Here is a 15860-nt window from a genome sequence, read left to right on the forward strand (position 1 = left end):
TTTTTCTCTGTAAATAGATTAACTTTCAGAAAAAAATTATCGTTTTTCAATAATTAATAAATAATTTATTATTATTGTTTATCAGAAATTAATAATTGAAGAACAATGAAACGAATATCGCTTTTAACCGCTTGGAAATGGATTATTATATTGTTCCAGATTTCGTTTATAGTAATACCTATAATAACTGGCATTATGATTTATCGGATGGGAGATAATGGCACAGGGTTTACTACGCTAGAGTTTTCTGGCTTTTCTTTTGTGCCAGAGGATCAAAAGGTTATAAACGAGGTAGAATCAATTTCAATAGCCTTTAAGAAGGACTTAACAATTGCGCCTAAAATACTGGTTAGTGAAACTATAATCCGTTTAGAAGATGGTGGCGAATCGTTTAGAACTGGTATTATTTCTTTAAGTATTCTATTTGTAATTTTAGCAGTTTTTGGATTAGAACAACTTAAACGAATGATCAAAACCGTAGAATTAGGTACTCCGTTTGTACGAATTAATGTTTGGAGAATCTATATTCTGTCAACATTATTTTTCCTAGTTCCTCTTATGGAAAATATTAACTCTTATTTACAAGAACGATGGTTTATCTCTAATTTCGAATTTTCAGGTATGATGCTGAAAGATGATTCAATGGGTTTTACCCCCTGGTTTATAGCTGGAGTTCTTCTGTTGACGATCGGTAAAATAATGGAGCGGGGAATAAAAATTCAAGAAGAGCAAGATCTAACTATTTGAGTGATGCCTATTGTAGTAAATCTTGATGTGGTAATGGCTCAAAGAAAAATACGCTCTAAAGACTTAGCGGAGAAGCTAGGTATCACTGAGGCTAATTTATCGATACTAAAGACAGGTAAAGCAAAAGCAGTTAGATTTTCTACCTTAGATGCTATTTGCAACGTATTAGATTGCCAGCCCGGCGATATTCTGGAGTACAGAAAACAATAAGAGTTAGTGGATTGAATAGAATATTCACTGCTTTCAGATTTATGACATCTCGTCAAGGGTTTCTAACTCCTTCTGATACCCGCCCGACAAAATAGGAAAACGGCACCACGAGCGTGGGTCAACATTAAAGTCATCCATATGGAAAGAGGGTGCAATTCGCTCTCGCTTCCACTGGTTGCGCGACCATAACTGAAAAAACTTAGTGATGTACGCTTTTAGCAATTGGCTTTCAACAATTTCCTCGGCTTTCATTATTTGATACACTTCCACCGGACCGTGACGATCACGAATCGCCAAACGTTCAATTTCTACCAAAACAGCGTAAGGCATCAGATCGGTTTCGTCGGTCTGAGACTGCTCCAAAGGACGCAATTCGGCAGTAGGCTGTAGATTGTTTACCGGATGTAGTCCTGGATAATCCAAGTTCTCTTCGGCCCACTTCAGCCACTGAATAAGAAAGTACTTATCCACTCCAGCGATCGGGGCAATACTACCGCTAGTATCACCATCCATTGTTGTGTAGCCCACATCACCCTCACTACGATTGGAGGTAGTAAGTAGCAGCGCATTATGAATGTTTGCTAACATCCAGATGGCGGGATTACGGGCTCGAGCCTGCACATTCTGTAGTGCAATATCGTCTTGTTCCCAGCTAAGCTTCCGGCGTAGTGCTTCTTCAATTTTCTGAGTATATCCACCTACCTCATCATCAATTTTCCACTCATGAAAAGTAGCTCCAATAGAATCTGCTAAGGTTTGAGCTGCTTTCAGCGTATTTTCTGAAGAATTAATGGTGCCTTGGTAGGCAGTAATCAATAGCTTCTTAGCCAACTGGCGCAAGACTGTTTGTTCATCCAATTGTCTTAATTCAGGCAAAGCAGATGAAATCCCTAACTTATCTAGAAAAGTGGCTAAGCCTAACTCCCGCACACCACGCCGAATCATTTCAGAAACCAGCACGGCGCAACTAGATGAGTCAGCTCCGCCACTCAGCGAAAGCACAAAACCCCGCGAACGGCTTTTACGGAGATAATCGAATAGAGCTAGACTTTCGGCTTTGGCAAACTCAACCTCTTTATCATATTCATCGGTAACCGCTGCCATTTCTGATTTATGCTCATCAGCGAAGTCAATTTCGCAGCGAAGCAAATTAATATCCTTAAATGACAACCGGTTGTTTTTTTTGAGCAATTTACCCTGCTGAGCAATCAGAATTTCGCCATCGTACACCATCCGTCCGGCCTCATTACCAAGCAGGTTGACGAACAAATAGGCGCAGTTGAAGTCTTCGGACCCACCAATTATCAGGCGTTCCCGCATTCGGGTTTTACCGAAGGCAAAGTGACTGGCACTGGGGTTAAGAATAAGATTAACGCCTCGGGTTCGGTGAATCCAGCCCGGTCGCAGATTTTCTCGCCAGGCATCTTCGCAAATCTCAAAACCTATTCGTATGCCATGTACATCGTAGGTTACATCGCCAAAATCGTATAATTGTCCGTTAATCTCAATTTGTTCCTGCTGATAAGCGGGCCAGGGAGTAAACCAACGGGGTTCGTAGTGGACTCCATCATTGGCTAGAAACTGCTTAGCCGTAAAGCCCAAGATTGACTGGTTATGAATTAGACAGGCAGTATCGTAGCGTTTTCCCCGATGAATGATGGGTAGACTAACGGCTACGGTAATGTTTTGGCAAGCCGACACAATACGAGGTAGAATTTCCAGCGCCTTCTCGTAGATCCAATCACTTAAAAATAGATCTTCACATCCGTATCCAGTCACGCATAGCTCAGGTAAGCATAGAATATCAACTTGCTGCTCCCGGGCCTCTTCAATAGCTTCCAGAATATGCGATACATTCCCTTCCCAGTCGATAGGTGTTTGATTCAAAGTAGCTCCGGCTACAGTGAGCTTCATAGGCGCAGAAATAAAATAAATGTTGCTTAAACGAAGAGCCTACTCAAATTCAGGTTCTAATTCCTGAATAGCTTTCTCAGAAGCGCGTTGTTCGGCTTTCTTTTTACTATAACCGCTTCCCTGGCAGATAGGTTTTTCGTCTAGAAACAATTGCGCGATAAACTCTCGTTGATGGCTGGTACCTCGGGTATCTACAATCTCAAAGTGGACCTGATGATTATTTTTCTGAGCCCACTCGATAATCATACTTTTGTAGTTCGTATTGTTGTTAACAATTTTAGAAAGATCGAAATGAGGTATGAGAATCCGGTTGAGAATAAACCGGCGGCAAAAGGTAAATCCATGATCTAAGTATACGGCACCTACTAAGGCTTCTAGCGTATTTCCGTTGATGGATTTGTGAGCGCGATAACCTCCCCGGTGCGAACTATCGTACTCTACTAGCTGATCAACGCCAATTTTGCGCGCTACTTCATTGAGCGATTCACGATTCACGATTCGGGCGCGAATTTCGGTAAGAAAACCTTCGTCACGGAACGGAAATTTTTTGAAAAGATATTCGGCAACTACAGTCGAGAGCACTGCATCACCTAAATACTCTAAACGTTCGTTAGACTCTTTGAGGCCGTAGCGATTACGCTTGGCAACGGATACGTGTTTAAAAGCAAGTTGGTACAAACCAAGGTTAGCCGGTGATCGCCCCACCATTTGGTAGACACAGCGAGAGACTTTTCGGTTCCTAGCATTAGGAACCACAAGAGTCGCTAATGGTGGAATAGCTAACGAAAGAGTACGAAGCGAAGAAATTAGACGACCTACAAAGGAACCCGTCACGTTTACTTCTCGAATTTGCGAAAGATCATAGATGTATTGTGCCCCCCAAACCCAAAGGTATTGCTGATTGCCGTAACTACCTCTCGTTCTTGAGCTTGGTTAAAGGTCAGGTTCAAACGATCATCAATCTGTTCGTCGTCAGTAAAGTGATTGATCGTAGGCGGAATCAAATTATTATTGATTGCCATAATACAAGCAATTGCCTCAATGCCTCCCGCTGCTCCAAGCAAGTGCCCCGTCATCGATTTTGTAGAGCTGATGTTAAGCTTAAAAGCATGTTCGCCGAACACATCAATAATAGCGTTTACCTCGCTGATATCTCCCAAAGGAGTAGAGGTGCCGTGCACATTGATATAGTCTACTGTTTCCGGCGAAACACCAGCATCTTCTAAGGCATTTTGCATCACCTTTTTCACTCCCACTCCATCGGGATGAGGAGCGGTGATGTGATAAGCGTCGGCAGTCATGCCATTACCTAAAATTTCAGCATAAATTTTTGCTCCTCGGGCTTGAGCATGCTCTAGCTCTTCTAATACCAACGCGCCAGAACCTTCGCCCAGTACAAATCCTTCTCGCTCTTTATCGAATGGGCGTGAAGCCGTTTCGGGTGAATCATTTCGTTCCGAAAGTGCTTTCATAGCTCCAAATCCACCTACTCCCGCCTCGCAGACCGCTGCTTCCGAACCACCCGAAACAATAACATCCGCTTTACCTAGTTTGATATAGGTGTAAGCATCAATTAGGGCGTGCGTAGCCGAAGCACAAGCAGAAACAGTAGCGAAATTAGGACCTCGGAACCCGTATTTGATCGAGATGTGCCCTGCGGTAATATCAATGATCATTTTAGGTATAAAGAACGGGTTGAATCGGGGGGTGCCATCTCCCTGGGCAAACTGCATTACCTCCTGTTGGAAGGTAATCAACCCACCAATACCAGAGCCCCAGATAACGCCAACCCGGTCAGGATCAGCGGGACTTTCAATTAACCCCGCATCTTTCACAGCCTCATCGGCAGCCACAATTGCGTACTGCGCGCAAGGATCAAGTTTACGAGCTTCTTTACGATCAAAATAATCGGTAGGATCAAAATTCTTCAGCTCACAAGCAAACTTGGTTTTGAACTTCTCAGTATCAAAATGCGTGATATTGGCTGAGCCACTCACTCCCTGCGATAATCTTTGCCAATATTGGGCTACTGAATTACCGATGGGAGTGAGTGCACCCATCCCCGTTACAACAACTCTCCGAGACTTCATAGAAAAGGGAAAAGTGATCTATTAGTTTACGTTCTCTTCCAGGTAGGAGATGGCTTGGCCTACAGTGGCAATGTTTTCGGCTTGGTCGTCAGGAATAGAAATATTAAATTCCTTTTCAAATTCCATAATCAATTCTACGGTATCTAAAGAATCAGCACCTAAATCATTCGTGAAGCTGGCATCGGGAGTAACCTCCGATTCTTCTACCCCTAGCTTGTCAATGATGATTCCTTTTACTTTTTGCGCAATTTCAGACATATTGGTTGCATTTTATAGTTAACGGCGCAAAGAAAGAGATTTAATGTAATAATGTCAAACGAAAGTTTTTCAATCTTTTTTTTGTGCCCGAGTGCGAACTTGAAAAATTTAGTTCTAGTTTCGCAGTTAACTGAGCCTAAATTTCGCCTGTGTATACGCATTTAGAAACCGACTTTCAGTACGACTTTGTTTTATTTGGCCTCAGTTCTGACTCTAAAGAATATAAGTTAGCCTGGGCGTTAAACCAAAGTTGCTACTGCCACTTTATAAAAGTGCCAGATATTACTTTGAGAATTACTGAAAACTCAGTGGCTTCATTTTCGCATTATTACTGTCAGCAGGGTATACAAACTTGGCGGTTACTCAGAAATCAAGCAGTACCGGAAGGGTCGGAAACAACTCAGCTATTACCTGAGCTAATGCAGTGGAATTTTTTACTTCGACTAGATGATCCCGGTAACCATATATGCCTTAAGCAGCTTCGTCATAGCCTGAAAATAACGCCTGATATCAACAGCTTTTCACAAATTTCGGTAGATTTACTCCCCAATAAAGATAACCTATTGTTTTAGTATGGATCATTTACCTTCTAACAAAACTAAAATTGTGGCCACCCTAGGCCCCGCAACCAATAGTAAAGAGATGCTAATTGAATTAGTGAAAGCGGGAGTAGGGGTTTTTCGGCTTAATTTCTCGCACGGAAATCATACCGGGCACCAGCAAGTAATAAAATACATTCGAGAAGTAAACGAAGAGTTAGGAACCAATGTGTGTATTCTTCAAGATTTGCAAGGTCCTAAAATTCGAATTGGCGAAGTAGAAAATGGGGAAGTAGAGATCATTCCCGGGCAAACGCTAACGGTTACTTGTCAGGAAATGTTAGGTACTTCACAGAAAGTGAGCACTACCTACACTTCTTTATCTACTGATGTGGAAATTGGGGATACTATTTTAATTGATGACGGTAAAATTGAACTTAGGGTGATCGAAGCATCAGGCGACGAAGTAAAAGCAACGGTAATATATGGCGGAGCACTAAAGTCGCGGAAGGGTATGAATTTGCCCAATACCAAAATCTCAGCACCATCACTTACTAAAAAAGATAAAAAAGACCTGCTCTTCGGGTTAGAACATGATGTTGATTGGATTGCCCTTTCTTTCGTCCGCTATGCCAGCGACATTTATGATTTGAAAGATATTATCGCCGAAAAAGGGAAAGAAACCCATGTGATTGCTAAAATAGAAAAGCCGGAAGCGCTGGGAAATATTGACGAGATTATTGAGGCTACTGACGGACTGATGGTTGCCCGAGGCGACTTAGGAGTAGAGATTGCGATGGAAGATGTACCAATGGCGCAGAAAATGATGGTAGAAAAGTGCAATGCCGCCTCTAAGCCGGTAATTATTGCTACCCAAATGATGGAAAGCATGATTGAAAACCCCCGGCCTACTCGAGCTGAAACCAATGATGTGGCTAATGCTGTACTCGATGGGGCCGATGCCATTATGCTTTCTGCCGAAACAGCTTCTGGTAAGTACCCAATACAAACAGTTAAGAGTATGGTGCGAACTATCTTAGCCGTAGAGAAGCACGATGATGTGTATAATAAGTTATCGCATATTCCCGCCGATTCGCCTACTTTTAATAATGACAATTTAGTACGTACCGCCTGCCGGTTGAGTATGGAGGTGAATGCCAATGCTATTATAGGAATGACAAAATCGGGGTATACCGGATTCAGAATTTCAGGCCATCGTCCTAAAGCCAATATTTTCATCTTCACGTCTAACCGCCGACTGCTAAATATTATTAATCTCTATTGGGGACTGCGTGGCTTTTACTACGATGGAACCCGTTCTACCGACGAAACTTTTGACGACCTAGAAAAAATCTTACGGACTAAAGGGTTAATACACCATAACGACACCTACATTAGCACCGCTAGTATGCCCTTACACTGGGAAGACCGCACCAATATGGTGAGAATTCAAGTAGTAAAGTAATTGAAAGTTGACGATGGATAAGGGAAAATGAGCAACAGTAAAAGGTGAAGGATAATTAATAATGGACAATAACCAATAACAATTAGCAATTTAGCCATTCAACAATTAACCTCTAGCATATTCTCATGGCTTCTCCCAACTTCATTGATTATGTAAAATTTAACGCCCGCTCGGGCCGGGGAGGGGCGGGTTCAGCCCACTTTCGTCGGGAGAAATTTGTGCCGAAAGGAGGACCAGATGGTGGAGATGGTGGTCGGGGTGGTCATATCATTTTGCGAGGCAATACCCAACTCTGGACACTGCTGCACCTGAAATATCGAAAACACGTGATGGCTAAAAATGGTGAAGGGGGCGGGCCTTCGCGGAAAAGTGGGGCACAAGGAGAAGATATAGTGCTGGAGGTGCCCTTAGGAACGATTGCTCGCCTTGAGGAAACCGAAGAAAAGGTGGCGGAAATTACGGAAGATGGACAGGAGATAATTATTCTGGAAGGTGGCCGAGGCGGTTTAGGGAACGACCACTTTAAATCTTCTACTAATCAATCTCCTCGTTATGCTCAACCCGGTGAGCCTGAAAAAGAAGCTTGGTTTATATTAGAATTAAAGGTGCTGGCCGATGTAGGCTTAATCGGTTTTCCGAACGCGGGAAAATCTACTTTGCTATCGGTGATTTCAGCTGCTAAGCCCGAAATTGCGGACTATCCTTTTACAACGCTAACGCCTAATTTGGGAGTAGTAGAGTATCGTGATTTTCAATCTTTCATCGTAGCCGATATTCCGGGAATTATTGAAGGAGCTGCCGAAGGCCGAGGGTTAGGAACCCGTTTCTTACGTCATATTGAACGCAATTCCATTCTTCTATTCATTATTCCGGCCGATACTGATGATATTAATCAAGAGTACCAAACCCTACTAAGCGAGTTGGAGTCATACAACCCAGAGATGATGGACAAGAAGCGTCTGTTAGCGATCTCAAAAGCTGACCTATTGGACGAAGAACTGCAAGAAGCTATTCGAGAAGAGATAAATATAACAATACCCTTCTTATTTATTTCCTCAGCACAGAACTACCAAATTGCCGAATTAAAAGATCTAATTTGGCAAACATTACACTCCTAATTCTGCCAATCTGTCATAAAATAGAGGTTGGCAAAAAAGTTGCCGTTTCCCCCGTGTTCTTGAACCAAAAGTTTTAAACAATGGTAGATAAAGAGAACCAAAATTTGCAAGATGTTATGACTGACGATAAAGCCACTAACGAAGAAATAGAACACGATATCTCCGAAGAAGCCGACGAAGCGGAAGGCTCAAAAAACCCATTTGATGAAGCAGAGGGAAAAGAGAAAGAGCTAGAAGAAGAAAATCCGAGTATTGCTATAGCTGAGGCTAAAGACAAGTATTTGCGACTATACGCGGAATTTGAGAATTATCGTCGGCGCACTGCTAAGGAACGTCTCGACTTAATTAAGACTGCCAGTGAAGATATTATGTTAGCCTTGATTCCAGTGATTGATGATTTTGAGCGGTCACTAGATATTTTTAAGGAAAACGAAGCAGTAGCTCCTATGTACGAGGGAATTCAGCTAGTGCATCAGAAAATGGCAAAGATACTAGAGCAGAAAGGACTCACGCGGATGGAGGTGGAGCAAGGAAGCGATTTTGATAGTGAGTACCACGAAGCGGTAGTGCAAACCCCGGCACCTAGTGAAGAACTAAAGGGAAAGGTAGTCGATGTTATCGAAAGCGGTTACTTTATTGGTGAGAAAGTGTTGCGTTACGCAAAAGTTGTGATTGGATCGTAATAATATGGCTAAAAGAGACTACTACGAAATTTTGGGAGTATCCCGCGATGCTTCCCCGGAGGAAATTAAAAAAGCGTACCGGAAAACGGCCATCAAGTTTCATCCGGATAAAAATCCGGATAATCCTGATGCTGAAGACCAATTTAAAGAAGCGGCTGAAGCCTATGAGGTGCTGGGCGATGCTGAAAAACGTCAACGTTACGATCGCTTTGGTCACGATGGTATGCGCGGCGGAGCCGGAGGTTTTGGTGGCGGAGGTATGTCGATGGACGATATCTTTTCACAATTTGGTGATATTTTTGGAGGCAGCGGCAGTCCCTTTGAAAGCTTCTTTGGTGGCGGCGGGGGGCGTAGCTCTCGTCAACGGCGGGGTTCAAACCTGCGCATTAAACTAAAGCTATCGTTAGATGAAATTGCCCACGGGGTAGAAAAGAAGATAAAAGTAAAACGATATACTACTTGTGATACCTGTAGTGGTAACGGTGCCGAAAATGGTACTGCACTACGAACTTGCCCTACCTGTAACGGAAGCGGCCAGACTCGTAAAGTAGTGAACACAATGCTGGGGCAAATGGTCTCAGCTAATACTTGCGGCAACTGCGGAGGAGAGGGAAAAATTGTGGACGAACGTTGTGGTACTTGCAAGGGTGAAGGTCGTAATCTGGAAGAAGAAGTGATTCCAGTAAAAATTCCTGAAGGAGTAGGGGAAGGTATACAACTGTCTATGTCGGGTAAAGGGAATGTGCCTAAGCGTGGTGGAGTGCCTGGCGATCTACTTATCGTAATAGAAGAGAAAGAAGACGAGCATCTGAAGCGAGATGGTACTAACATTGTATACGATCTGCATATCAGCCTAATTGATGCTGCTTTGGGTACTTCGATAGAAGTGCCTACCATTGATGGGAAAGTCAAAATTAAAATAGACCCTGGTACACAAAGTGGTAAAATTCTTCGTCTCCGCGGAAAAGGTATTCAAGATCTTAATGGCTACGGAAAAGGTGATCAGCTAATCCATGTGAATGTGTGGACCCCAAAGACGCTTTCTTCAGAAGAAAAAAGAACATTAGAGAACTTGCGAGAGTCGCCTAACTTTCAGCCTCAGCCAGAAAAAGGTGATAAAAGTTTCTTTGAACGTATGAAGGAGTTCTTTTAGACGGAAAACGTAAATCAGAGGATGGATAAAGTGAAAGGTTAAAAATTGAAAACTGCAACCTTATCAACTTTCAACTAATTAGTCATCAGCTTATTCGGCAATTATTTCCTTTCAAAATAGATTGACATTTATAACTTTTTAGGTTGACTGTCGTACTAAACCAGCATGGGATTATATGCCTTCTTAGGATTTTTTATAGCCACAATTCTAATCACAGACGAAAGCAAAGCGCAGGATAAGAAACACTATCATGTTACTCAGACTCAGCTAAATGGGAAAAATAAAGTAGCCCTTCAAGTAAATGCTACCACAGTAGATTGTCGTATTCGCGCTACTTCTAATACGAATGCAATTAGTGTTTACGGCTACCCTCAATCACCTCAATTCCATCCAGTTTCCACTAGCGAATCTAGTGGAATGGTATAGAATATCATCTTAGATTTCAATGATAGTGCTTCGGCTGATTTGAATTCTAGCATTTCTGACCGAATGCTAGGTAGCTTTTCTGAGGAAGGGGAAAAGCTGAAACAACCTTGGTATATCTATCTAAATAAGAAGGTTTCCTACGATCTATCTTTACGTTACGGTATGGAGAGCTCTACAGTAGATTTGTCAGGTTTAGCCGTAGAAAATCTAAAAGTAAACACTGGGAGTTCCTCACTGCGAATTGGCTACACCACTCATCAGCCTAATAATGCAGTTATGGATACCTTCTACACAAGTGTAGATCTGGGTACTCTTGAGCTAGATCACTTAAATCTGGCTCGGGCGCGGAATGTAATCGCCGATATAGGATTCGGGAAACTAACCATGCATTTTTCGGATAATCAATCTGATGATAGCCAAGTGAAAGCGAGCATTGGAGCTGGTTCACTTTCAGTTTCTTTTGCTGAACTAGAAACTCCCATCATTATCCGAATTAGCGAATCATCCTTATGTCGCGTAAAAATGCCCCGTTCTTTTAAGAATATTGAGAAGAACACATTTGTCAATCAGTTTTATGAAGAAAGTGCCACTAATACCCTTTCTTTTGATATTGATGTATCAATTGGAAGTGTGGAATTCACCGTAGCCGACTGATAATAACTAATGATCTATGAATAGTTGATAATGGTTGGAAAGTAATGAACGATATATTTAAGCCCATTGCTCCTCGCTATTGTTAAGCTAACTTCCGTAGCTTTAGAATCAAATCAGTCTTCTTGGTAAACAGTTTCTCTTCTAAGCCTACCGGGTAGCTATGCGGATTTACAAATCTTTTTACTCCTGATGGTAGTTCAGCCAAATTACTCAAAGTAGTCTCCCGAATATCTGCTATTTTCGGAGATTCGTAAACGGCCTTACCACCTTGAAATATTGGTACCAATAATTCTTCAAACTCGGCTTCATTGGAGCGGATTATCTTTTGGCGGGTAATATCCAGTGGATCAATAATTTTATGTTTTTCATCTAGCGGCTGTAATATATCGTACAGCATATCAGCTACTAGCTGCCTTTTTTTGTTCTTTTGGGTAAAAAATCGCCGCACCTGCTGAATTCCCGGGTTATTGACTTTAATTGCCTGCTCAGATAGCTTAATTTTATATCGCCACGCATCATCTTCTTTTAGCGCGGCTAATTTGTAAACTGCCCCCAAGGCGGGCTGATCGTAAGCCGTAACCAGTTTAGTGCCAATCCCCCACACATCTATTTCGGCATCTTGGGTACGTAAACTGCTAATGATATTCTCATCCAGATCATTGCTGGCAACAATCTTGGCATCGGGGAATCCCGCTTCATCTAGCAGTTTTCTGGCTTCAATGCTAAAGTAAGCTAAGTCACCTGAATCAATACGTACTCCCAATAACTGCTTTCCTTTACTTCTTAGAATTTTTCCTACTTCAATGGCTTTTTTTACTCCTTCTAGGGTGTCGTAGGTATCTACCAATAAAATACAGTTATTAGGCATCGCCTCAGCGTAGGCTTTGAAGGCACTGAGTTCATTGTCAAAGGCCATAATCCAACTGTGGGCGTGAGTTCCGCTAACCGGAATTCCGAAAAGTTTTCCCGCTAGAACATTGGAGGTAGAAGTACTACCACCAATATACGCGGCCCGGCTGGCAGCCAGCGCACCGTCAATACCTTGAGCGCGGCGTAGCCCAAATTCTAACACAGGTTCACCTTTGGCAGCTACGTGAATTCGAGCGGCTTTAGTAGCAATAAGCGTCTGATAGTTAATAATATTTAGAAGTGGTGACTCAATAAGCTGGCATTGCAATATTGGCCCTTGTACCCGGATGAGCGGCTCGTGCGGAAATACTACTGTCCCCTCAGGAATAGCATCTATATCACAAGTGAATTTTAGTTGTTTGAGATATGATAAAAAATCTGACTCGAACATAGGGTGACCGTCAGAACCTTTTAGGGTAGCCAAATAGTTTAAGTCAGTATCCGTAAACTGAAAGCTTTGAAGCAAATCAATAACGTAGGATAAACCACAGTTTACCGCAAAACCTCCGTTGAATGGATTTTTCCGAAAGAACAGATTAAAAACACCCGTTTTCTCGGCCATACCCGTTTTCCAATAGCCGTAAGCCATCGTAATCTGATAAAAATCAGTTAGCAAAGCTAATGAGCTAGTATACAGATTGCTAGTAAGGTTCATTTACCGAAGACCAAGCTTAGTTATTGCACGTGAGTTGATCACCAAATTATTGATTGTTGAACGGCTCAATTGGGGAATTGCTGATTATTATTGGTTAGGAAAAATTGAAGCGAAGTCGTCGCGGGATAGAAAAAGTACACCTTGCTACTGTTTATTATTCTATCAATCGGACTCTAGTTTTCCTTTTCAGTTTCTCGCTTTTCAATCTGTTATTTTTTGCAGTCGGTTAATTGCTTCTTTGATGCGCTGGAAGATGCTATCAATATCTCCCACACCATCAATGTGTTCATAACGTTCTTGGGTCTCGTAGTAGTTAGCAACTGGTAATGTTTCAGTTTGATACACCTGCAAGCGAGTTGCGATCTTATTCTTATCTTGGTCATCTACTCGGCCAGAAGTCTTACCACGTTCAACAAGGCGGGCGATTAGTTCATCATCAGGAACTGAGAGAGCAATCATTCCGGTAATAGGAGTTTCCTTATTATTGAGTAGATCGTCTAGGGCTTTTGCCTGAGGAATGGTTCGGGGAAAACCATCGAAGATAATACCTTGTAGATTATTTTCTTCGCTTAGTCTATCATCTACCATGTCAATTACCAATTGGTCGGGTACCAGTCGACCTTCATCCATAAATGCTCGCGCTTTTTTGCCTAGCTCAGTTCCTTCGCCTAAGTGTTTACGAAACAGATCACCGGTAGAAATATGGGTTAATCCAAATTCTTCAATTAGTTTTTGGCTTTGGGTGCCTTTCCCAGCACCGGGCGGGCCAAATAGTACAATATTTAGCATAGAAATATTAGTTCACAGTACAAATACAAAAGGCAAGTTTACGACTCTTGGTTCGGATTCGAAAACTTTTTGCTAGGATAAGTATCATTAGGCTGTTGATTGACTAGATAATTCAGAAAGTTAAAAATTGAAAATTGCTCCCTGTCTCAAGCTCCACCTTTTCACTTCGGTCTCCGGAATCCGCTTTATTGGTTTCCATTCTTTAGCTTGTGAATATCGGGTAAGTTGCGTCCTAAACCATCGTAATCTAACCCATAACCCACTACGAAATCATTAGGAATGCGAAAGCCTACGTAGTTAACATCAATAGGCTGTTTAAGAGCTTCCGGTTTGAATAACAAAGTGGCCACCGAGATACTGGCCGGATGTTGGCCGCGGAGTTGCTTTAGCAGAAACTGAATAGTATTTCCTGAGTCTACAATATCTTCTACGATGATGAGGTGCCGCCCTTCGATAGGTACTTCTAAACCAATAAATTCTCGGTGCTCTCCGGTAGATTGTAGCTGCTCGTACGACTTAACTTTTACGAAAGTAATTTCGGAGGAAATTGAAATATGCCGGGCTAAGTCAGCCATAAATATGAAGGCTCCATTGAGCACCGCAATAAAAATTGGATTATTTCCGTCGTGTTCGCGATTAATAGCTTTGGCTAATTTAATGATCTCTTCTTGAATAGCTTGCTGCGAAAGATAAGGTTCAAAGTGTAAATCTTTAATTTGCATGAAGGAGCTATCAAGTTATAAGGTTTTCATGAGATACTGGTAAAGGGCAAACATGTGAACCGCATCGGGCCAATAAACCTTTTCTTGAGGAGTGTGGGCGTCAGTAACTGGAGTGCCAATAAAGCACCAATCGAATGGATAAGGAGATATTTGCAGCTCTCGGCCATCGCTGGAGCCACCGCCTTCTACTTCTAGCTGATAGGGAACATTAGATTTTTCCGCTAATGCTACAATCTGATTCACAAACGTGCGTCGTGGAATATTACGATCGCGCAGCGAAATAACTGCTCCATCACCGTGCAGAATACCATCGGTCACCCAGGTTACATCCGAGATTAGGCACTGGGAAACTCTGTATTCTTCAATAATAAAGTTAGCTAAATAAGGTACCGACCCACCTCCGTGCTCTTCCCAACAGCTAAAGACTAAAATACCATTTTCTAACGTTTCGGCTAGTTTTAGGGCATTGAGCACCCCCAATCGATTGTCCAGATAACAACTGTGGATATAATCATCAGATTGTTGAAAGTGGCATTCATAAACCAGTTCGGTTCCCCGTTCAATACCCCGACCAAACTTATACTTTGCCTGTTTAGGAGAATTTTCATCCGCCTGTTCCATTATTAGTTCGCACAAGATAGGGCCTAGCCGGTCTTCACCTACCAATTTGCTGCCTGATTCTGCTTTAGGGCTACCAATGGGTACTAGTTGATCTTGGTAGCGAACAGTGAACCCAATCGAATCCATATGAGCAAATACGGCAGTGCGAGGTTGCCCAAACACTAACATTAAGCAGTCTTGAAAAGCATCGCCCTGAATAATTTTAGGCTGATGCTGCCAGCTTGCCTGATTCTGCTCAACATAAGCTAAAATAAATGCCTTGAGAGCGGCCTCATTTCCCGAAGGGGCTTGTACCTGACAAAGTTGCTCGAGGAGTTTCCAGTCAGGATCAGAAGATAGGTTCATTCAAATAAAATAATTGCCCTAGTCAGACTTAAAATGGAAGATCATCTTCTTCGTCAGATGCTGAAAGAAGATCACTGTTGTTACCAGATGATGAAGGTGAAGCTGGTGGCGCTGCTTCGGTAGCGGGTGGTGGCGGTGGGGCTGCTTCAGCTGAAGCTGGTTGAATTCGCCAAGCTTGTAATGAATTAAAGTATTTAGTGTTTCCCTGAGGATCTACCCACTTTCGACCTTTTAAATTGAAGCTTACAGAAAGCTCTTGTCCAACTTGAAAATTATTTAATAAGTCGCAACGGTCTTGAATACATTCAAATTTCACAAATTCAGGATACTGCGGATTATCAGCGTATTCTACCACAAATTCGCGTTTTCGGAAGGTATCTGTCACTTGTGTGGTCTCGGAGAGATCAATAAGTTTTCCTTGAATTTCCATAGGTATACTCGGGTTTAGTGCTTTTCAAAAGATTACAAAAATGTGGATTCATTTTGATTTAACCAACCCGGTTGCAAATATTCGATCTACTTAAAGTAATTTCTATGACTAAGAAGTAGTATGTACTTTTCT

The 15860-nt window shown here is 42.2% G+C and carries 18 protein-coding genes; 9 read left to right on the top strand and 9 right to left on the bottom strand.

Annotation, left to right across the window (positions count from 1 at the left end; genetic code table 11):
• The first annotated feature begins 105 nt into the window (after positions 1 to 105).
• A complete protein-coding gene (locus tag WBA23_RS03860) occupies positions 106 to 747 on the top strand; it encodes a DUF2975 domain-containing protein (RefSeq protein WP_424580928.1) in 642 nt (213 codons plus the stop codon).
• Positions 748 to 750: 3 nt separating this feature from the next.
• Positions 751 to 957, top strand: coding sequence for a helix-turn-helix domain-containing protein (locus WBA23_RS03865; RefSeq protein WP_424580929.1), 207 nt, complete (start codon positions 751 to 753; stop codon positions 955 to 957).
• A gap of 39 nt (positions 958 to 996) precedes the next feature.
• Here the strand turns inward: WBA23_RS03865 and nadE are convergent, their stop codons facing one another.
• Genes nadE through WBA23_RS03885 form a run of 4 tightly spaced genes read right to left on the bottom strand, consistent with a single transcriptional unit; the run spans position 997 to position 5219 of the window.
• The gene (nadE, locus tag WBA23_RS03870) at positions 997 to 2871 is read right to left on the bottom strand and encodes an NAD(+) synthase (protein WP_424580930.1); all 1875 of its coding nucleotides are present in this window, start codon (positions 2869 to 2871) and stop codon (positions 997 to 999) included.
• A gap of 39 nt (positions 2872 to 2910) precedes the next feature.
• Positions 2911 to 3705 carry a ribonuclease III gene (rnc, locus tag WBA23_RS03875; protein ID WP_424580931.1) on the bottom strand — a complete coding sequence of 265 codons (795 nt, stop codon included), beginning with the start codon at positions 3703 to 3705 and terminating at the stop codon, positions 2911 to 2913.
• Between the two features lie 2 nt (positions 3706 to 3707).
• On the bottom strand, positions 3708 to 4961 hold the full coding sequence (fabF, locus tag WBA23_RS03880) for a beta-ketoacyl-ACP synthase II (RefSeq protein WP_424580932.1): 1254 nt from the start codon (positions 4959 to 4961) through the stop codon (positions 3708 to 3710).
• A gap of 21 nt (positions 4962 to 4982) precedes the next feature.
• On the bottom strand, positions 4983 to 5219 hold the full coding sequence (locus WBA23_RS03885; RefSeq protein WP_302207702.1) for an acyl carrier protein: 237 nt from the start codon (positions 5217 to 5219) through the stop codon (positions 4983 to 4985).
• A gap of 149 nt (positions 5220 to 5368) precedes the next feature.
• On the opposite strand from WBA23_RS03885, the gene WBA23_RS03890 reads away from it, so the two are divergent.
• The 7 genes from WBA23_RS03890 to WBA23_RS03920 all read left to right on the top strand — a co-directional run bounded on the left by WBA23_RS03890 (position 5369) and on the right by WBA23_RS03920 (position 11257).
• Complete coding sequence (locus WBA23_RS03890; RefSeq protein WP_424580933.1) at positions 5369 to 5791, top strand: IPExxxVDY family protein; 423 nt, start codon at positions 5369 to 5371, stop codon at positions 5789 to 5791.
• Between the two features lies 1 nt (position 5792).
• Positions 5793 to 7223 (top strand): pyruvate kinase, encoded by a 1431-nt coding sequence (gene pyk / locus WBA23_RS03895; RefSeq protein WP_424580934.1) that lies wholly within the window; start codon positions 5793 to 5795, stop codon positions 7221 to 7223.
• Positions 7224 to 7348: 125 nt separating this feature from the next.
• Complete coding sequence (gene obgE / locus WBA23_RS03900) at positions 7349 to 8341, top strand: GTPase ObgE (protein ID WP_424580935.1); 993 nt, start codon at positions 7349 to 7351, stop codon at positions 8339 to 8341.
• 80 nt (positions 8342 to 8421) lie between these two features.
• Positions 8422 to 9024, top strand: coding sequence for a nucleotide exchange factor GrpE (locus WBA23_RS03905; protein WP_424580936.1), 603 nt, complete (start codon positions 8422 to 8424; stop codon positions 9022 to 9024).
• Between the two features lie 4 nt (positions 9025 to 9028).
• The gene (gene dnaJ / locus WBA23_RS03910) at positions 9029 to 10177 is read left to right on the top strand and encodes a molecular chaperone DnaJ (protein WP_424580937.1); all 1149 of its coding nucleotides are present in this window, start codon (positions 9029 to 9031) and stop codon (positions 10175 to 10177) included.
• A 165-nt stretch (positions 10178 to 10342) separates the two neighbouring features.
• Positions 10343 to 10603 carry a hypothetical protein gene (locus WBA23_RS03915; RefSeq protein ID WP_424580939.1) on the top strand — a complete coding sequence of 87 codons (261 nt, stop codon included), beginning with the start codon at positions 10343 to 10345 and terminating at the stop codon, positions 10601 to 10603.
• Positions 10604 to 10642: 39 nt separating this feature from the next.
• The gene (locus tag WBA23_RS03920) at positions 10643 to 11257 is read left to right on the top strand and encodes a hypothetical protein (RefSeq protein ID WP_424580940.1); all 615 of its coding nucleotides are present in this window, start codon (positions 10643 to 10645) and stop codon (positions 11255 to 11257) included.
• Positions 11258 to 11339: 82 nt separating this feature from the next.
• Here the strand turns inward: WBA23_RS03920 and WBA23_RS03925 are convergent, their stop codons facing one another.
• From WBA23_RS03925 to WBA23_RS03945, 5 genes are all read right to left on the bottom strand, one after another.
• Complete coding sequence (locus WBA23_RS03925) at positions 11340 to 12821, bottom strand: nicotinate phosphoribosyltransferase (RefSeq protein WP_424580941.1); 1482 nt, start codon at positions 12819 to 12821, stop codon at positions 11340 to 11342.
• Between the two features lie 201 nt (positions 12822 to 13022).
• Complete coding sequence (locus tag WBA23_RS03930) at positions 13023 to 13610, bottom strand: adenylate kinase (protein ID WP_424580942.1); 588 nt, start codon at positions 13608 to 13610, stop codon at positions 13023 to 13025.
• A 185-nt stretch (positions 13611 to 13795) separates the two neighbouring features.
• Positions 13796 to 14332 carry a hypoxanthine phosphoribosyltransferase gene (gene hpt, locus WBA23_RS03935; RefSeq protein WP_424580943.1) on the bottom strand — a complete coding sequence of 179 codons (537 nt, stop codon included), beginning with the start codon at positions 14330 to 14332 and terminating at the stop codon, positions 13796 to 13798.
• 15 nt (positions 14333 to 14347) lie between these two features.
• Entirely contained in the window at positions 14348 to 15298 is a 951-nt protein-coding gene (locus tag WBA23_RS03940; RefSeq protein WP_424580944.1) for an aminopeptidase, read from the bottom strand.
• Positions 15299 to 15326: 28 nt separating this feature from the next.
• Positions 15327 to 15728, bottom strand: coding sequence for a DUF3127 domain-containing protein (locus WBA23_RS03945; RefSeq protein WP_424580945.1), 402 nt, complete (start codon positions 15726 to 15728; stop codon positions 15327 to 15329).
• Between the last annotated feature and the right edge of the window lie 132 nt (positions 15729 to 15860).

The sequence above is a fragment of the Tunicatimonas sp. genome (assembly GCF_049647865.1).
Classification (GTDB): domain Bacteria; phylum Bacteroidota; class Bacteroidia; order Cytophagales; family Cyclobacteriaceae; genus Tunicatimonas.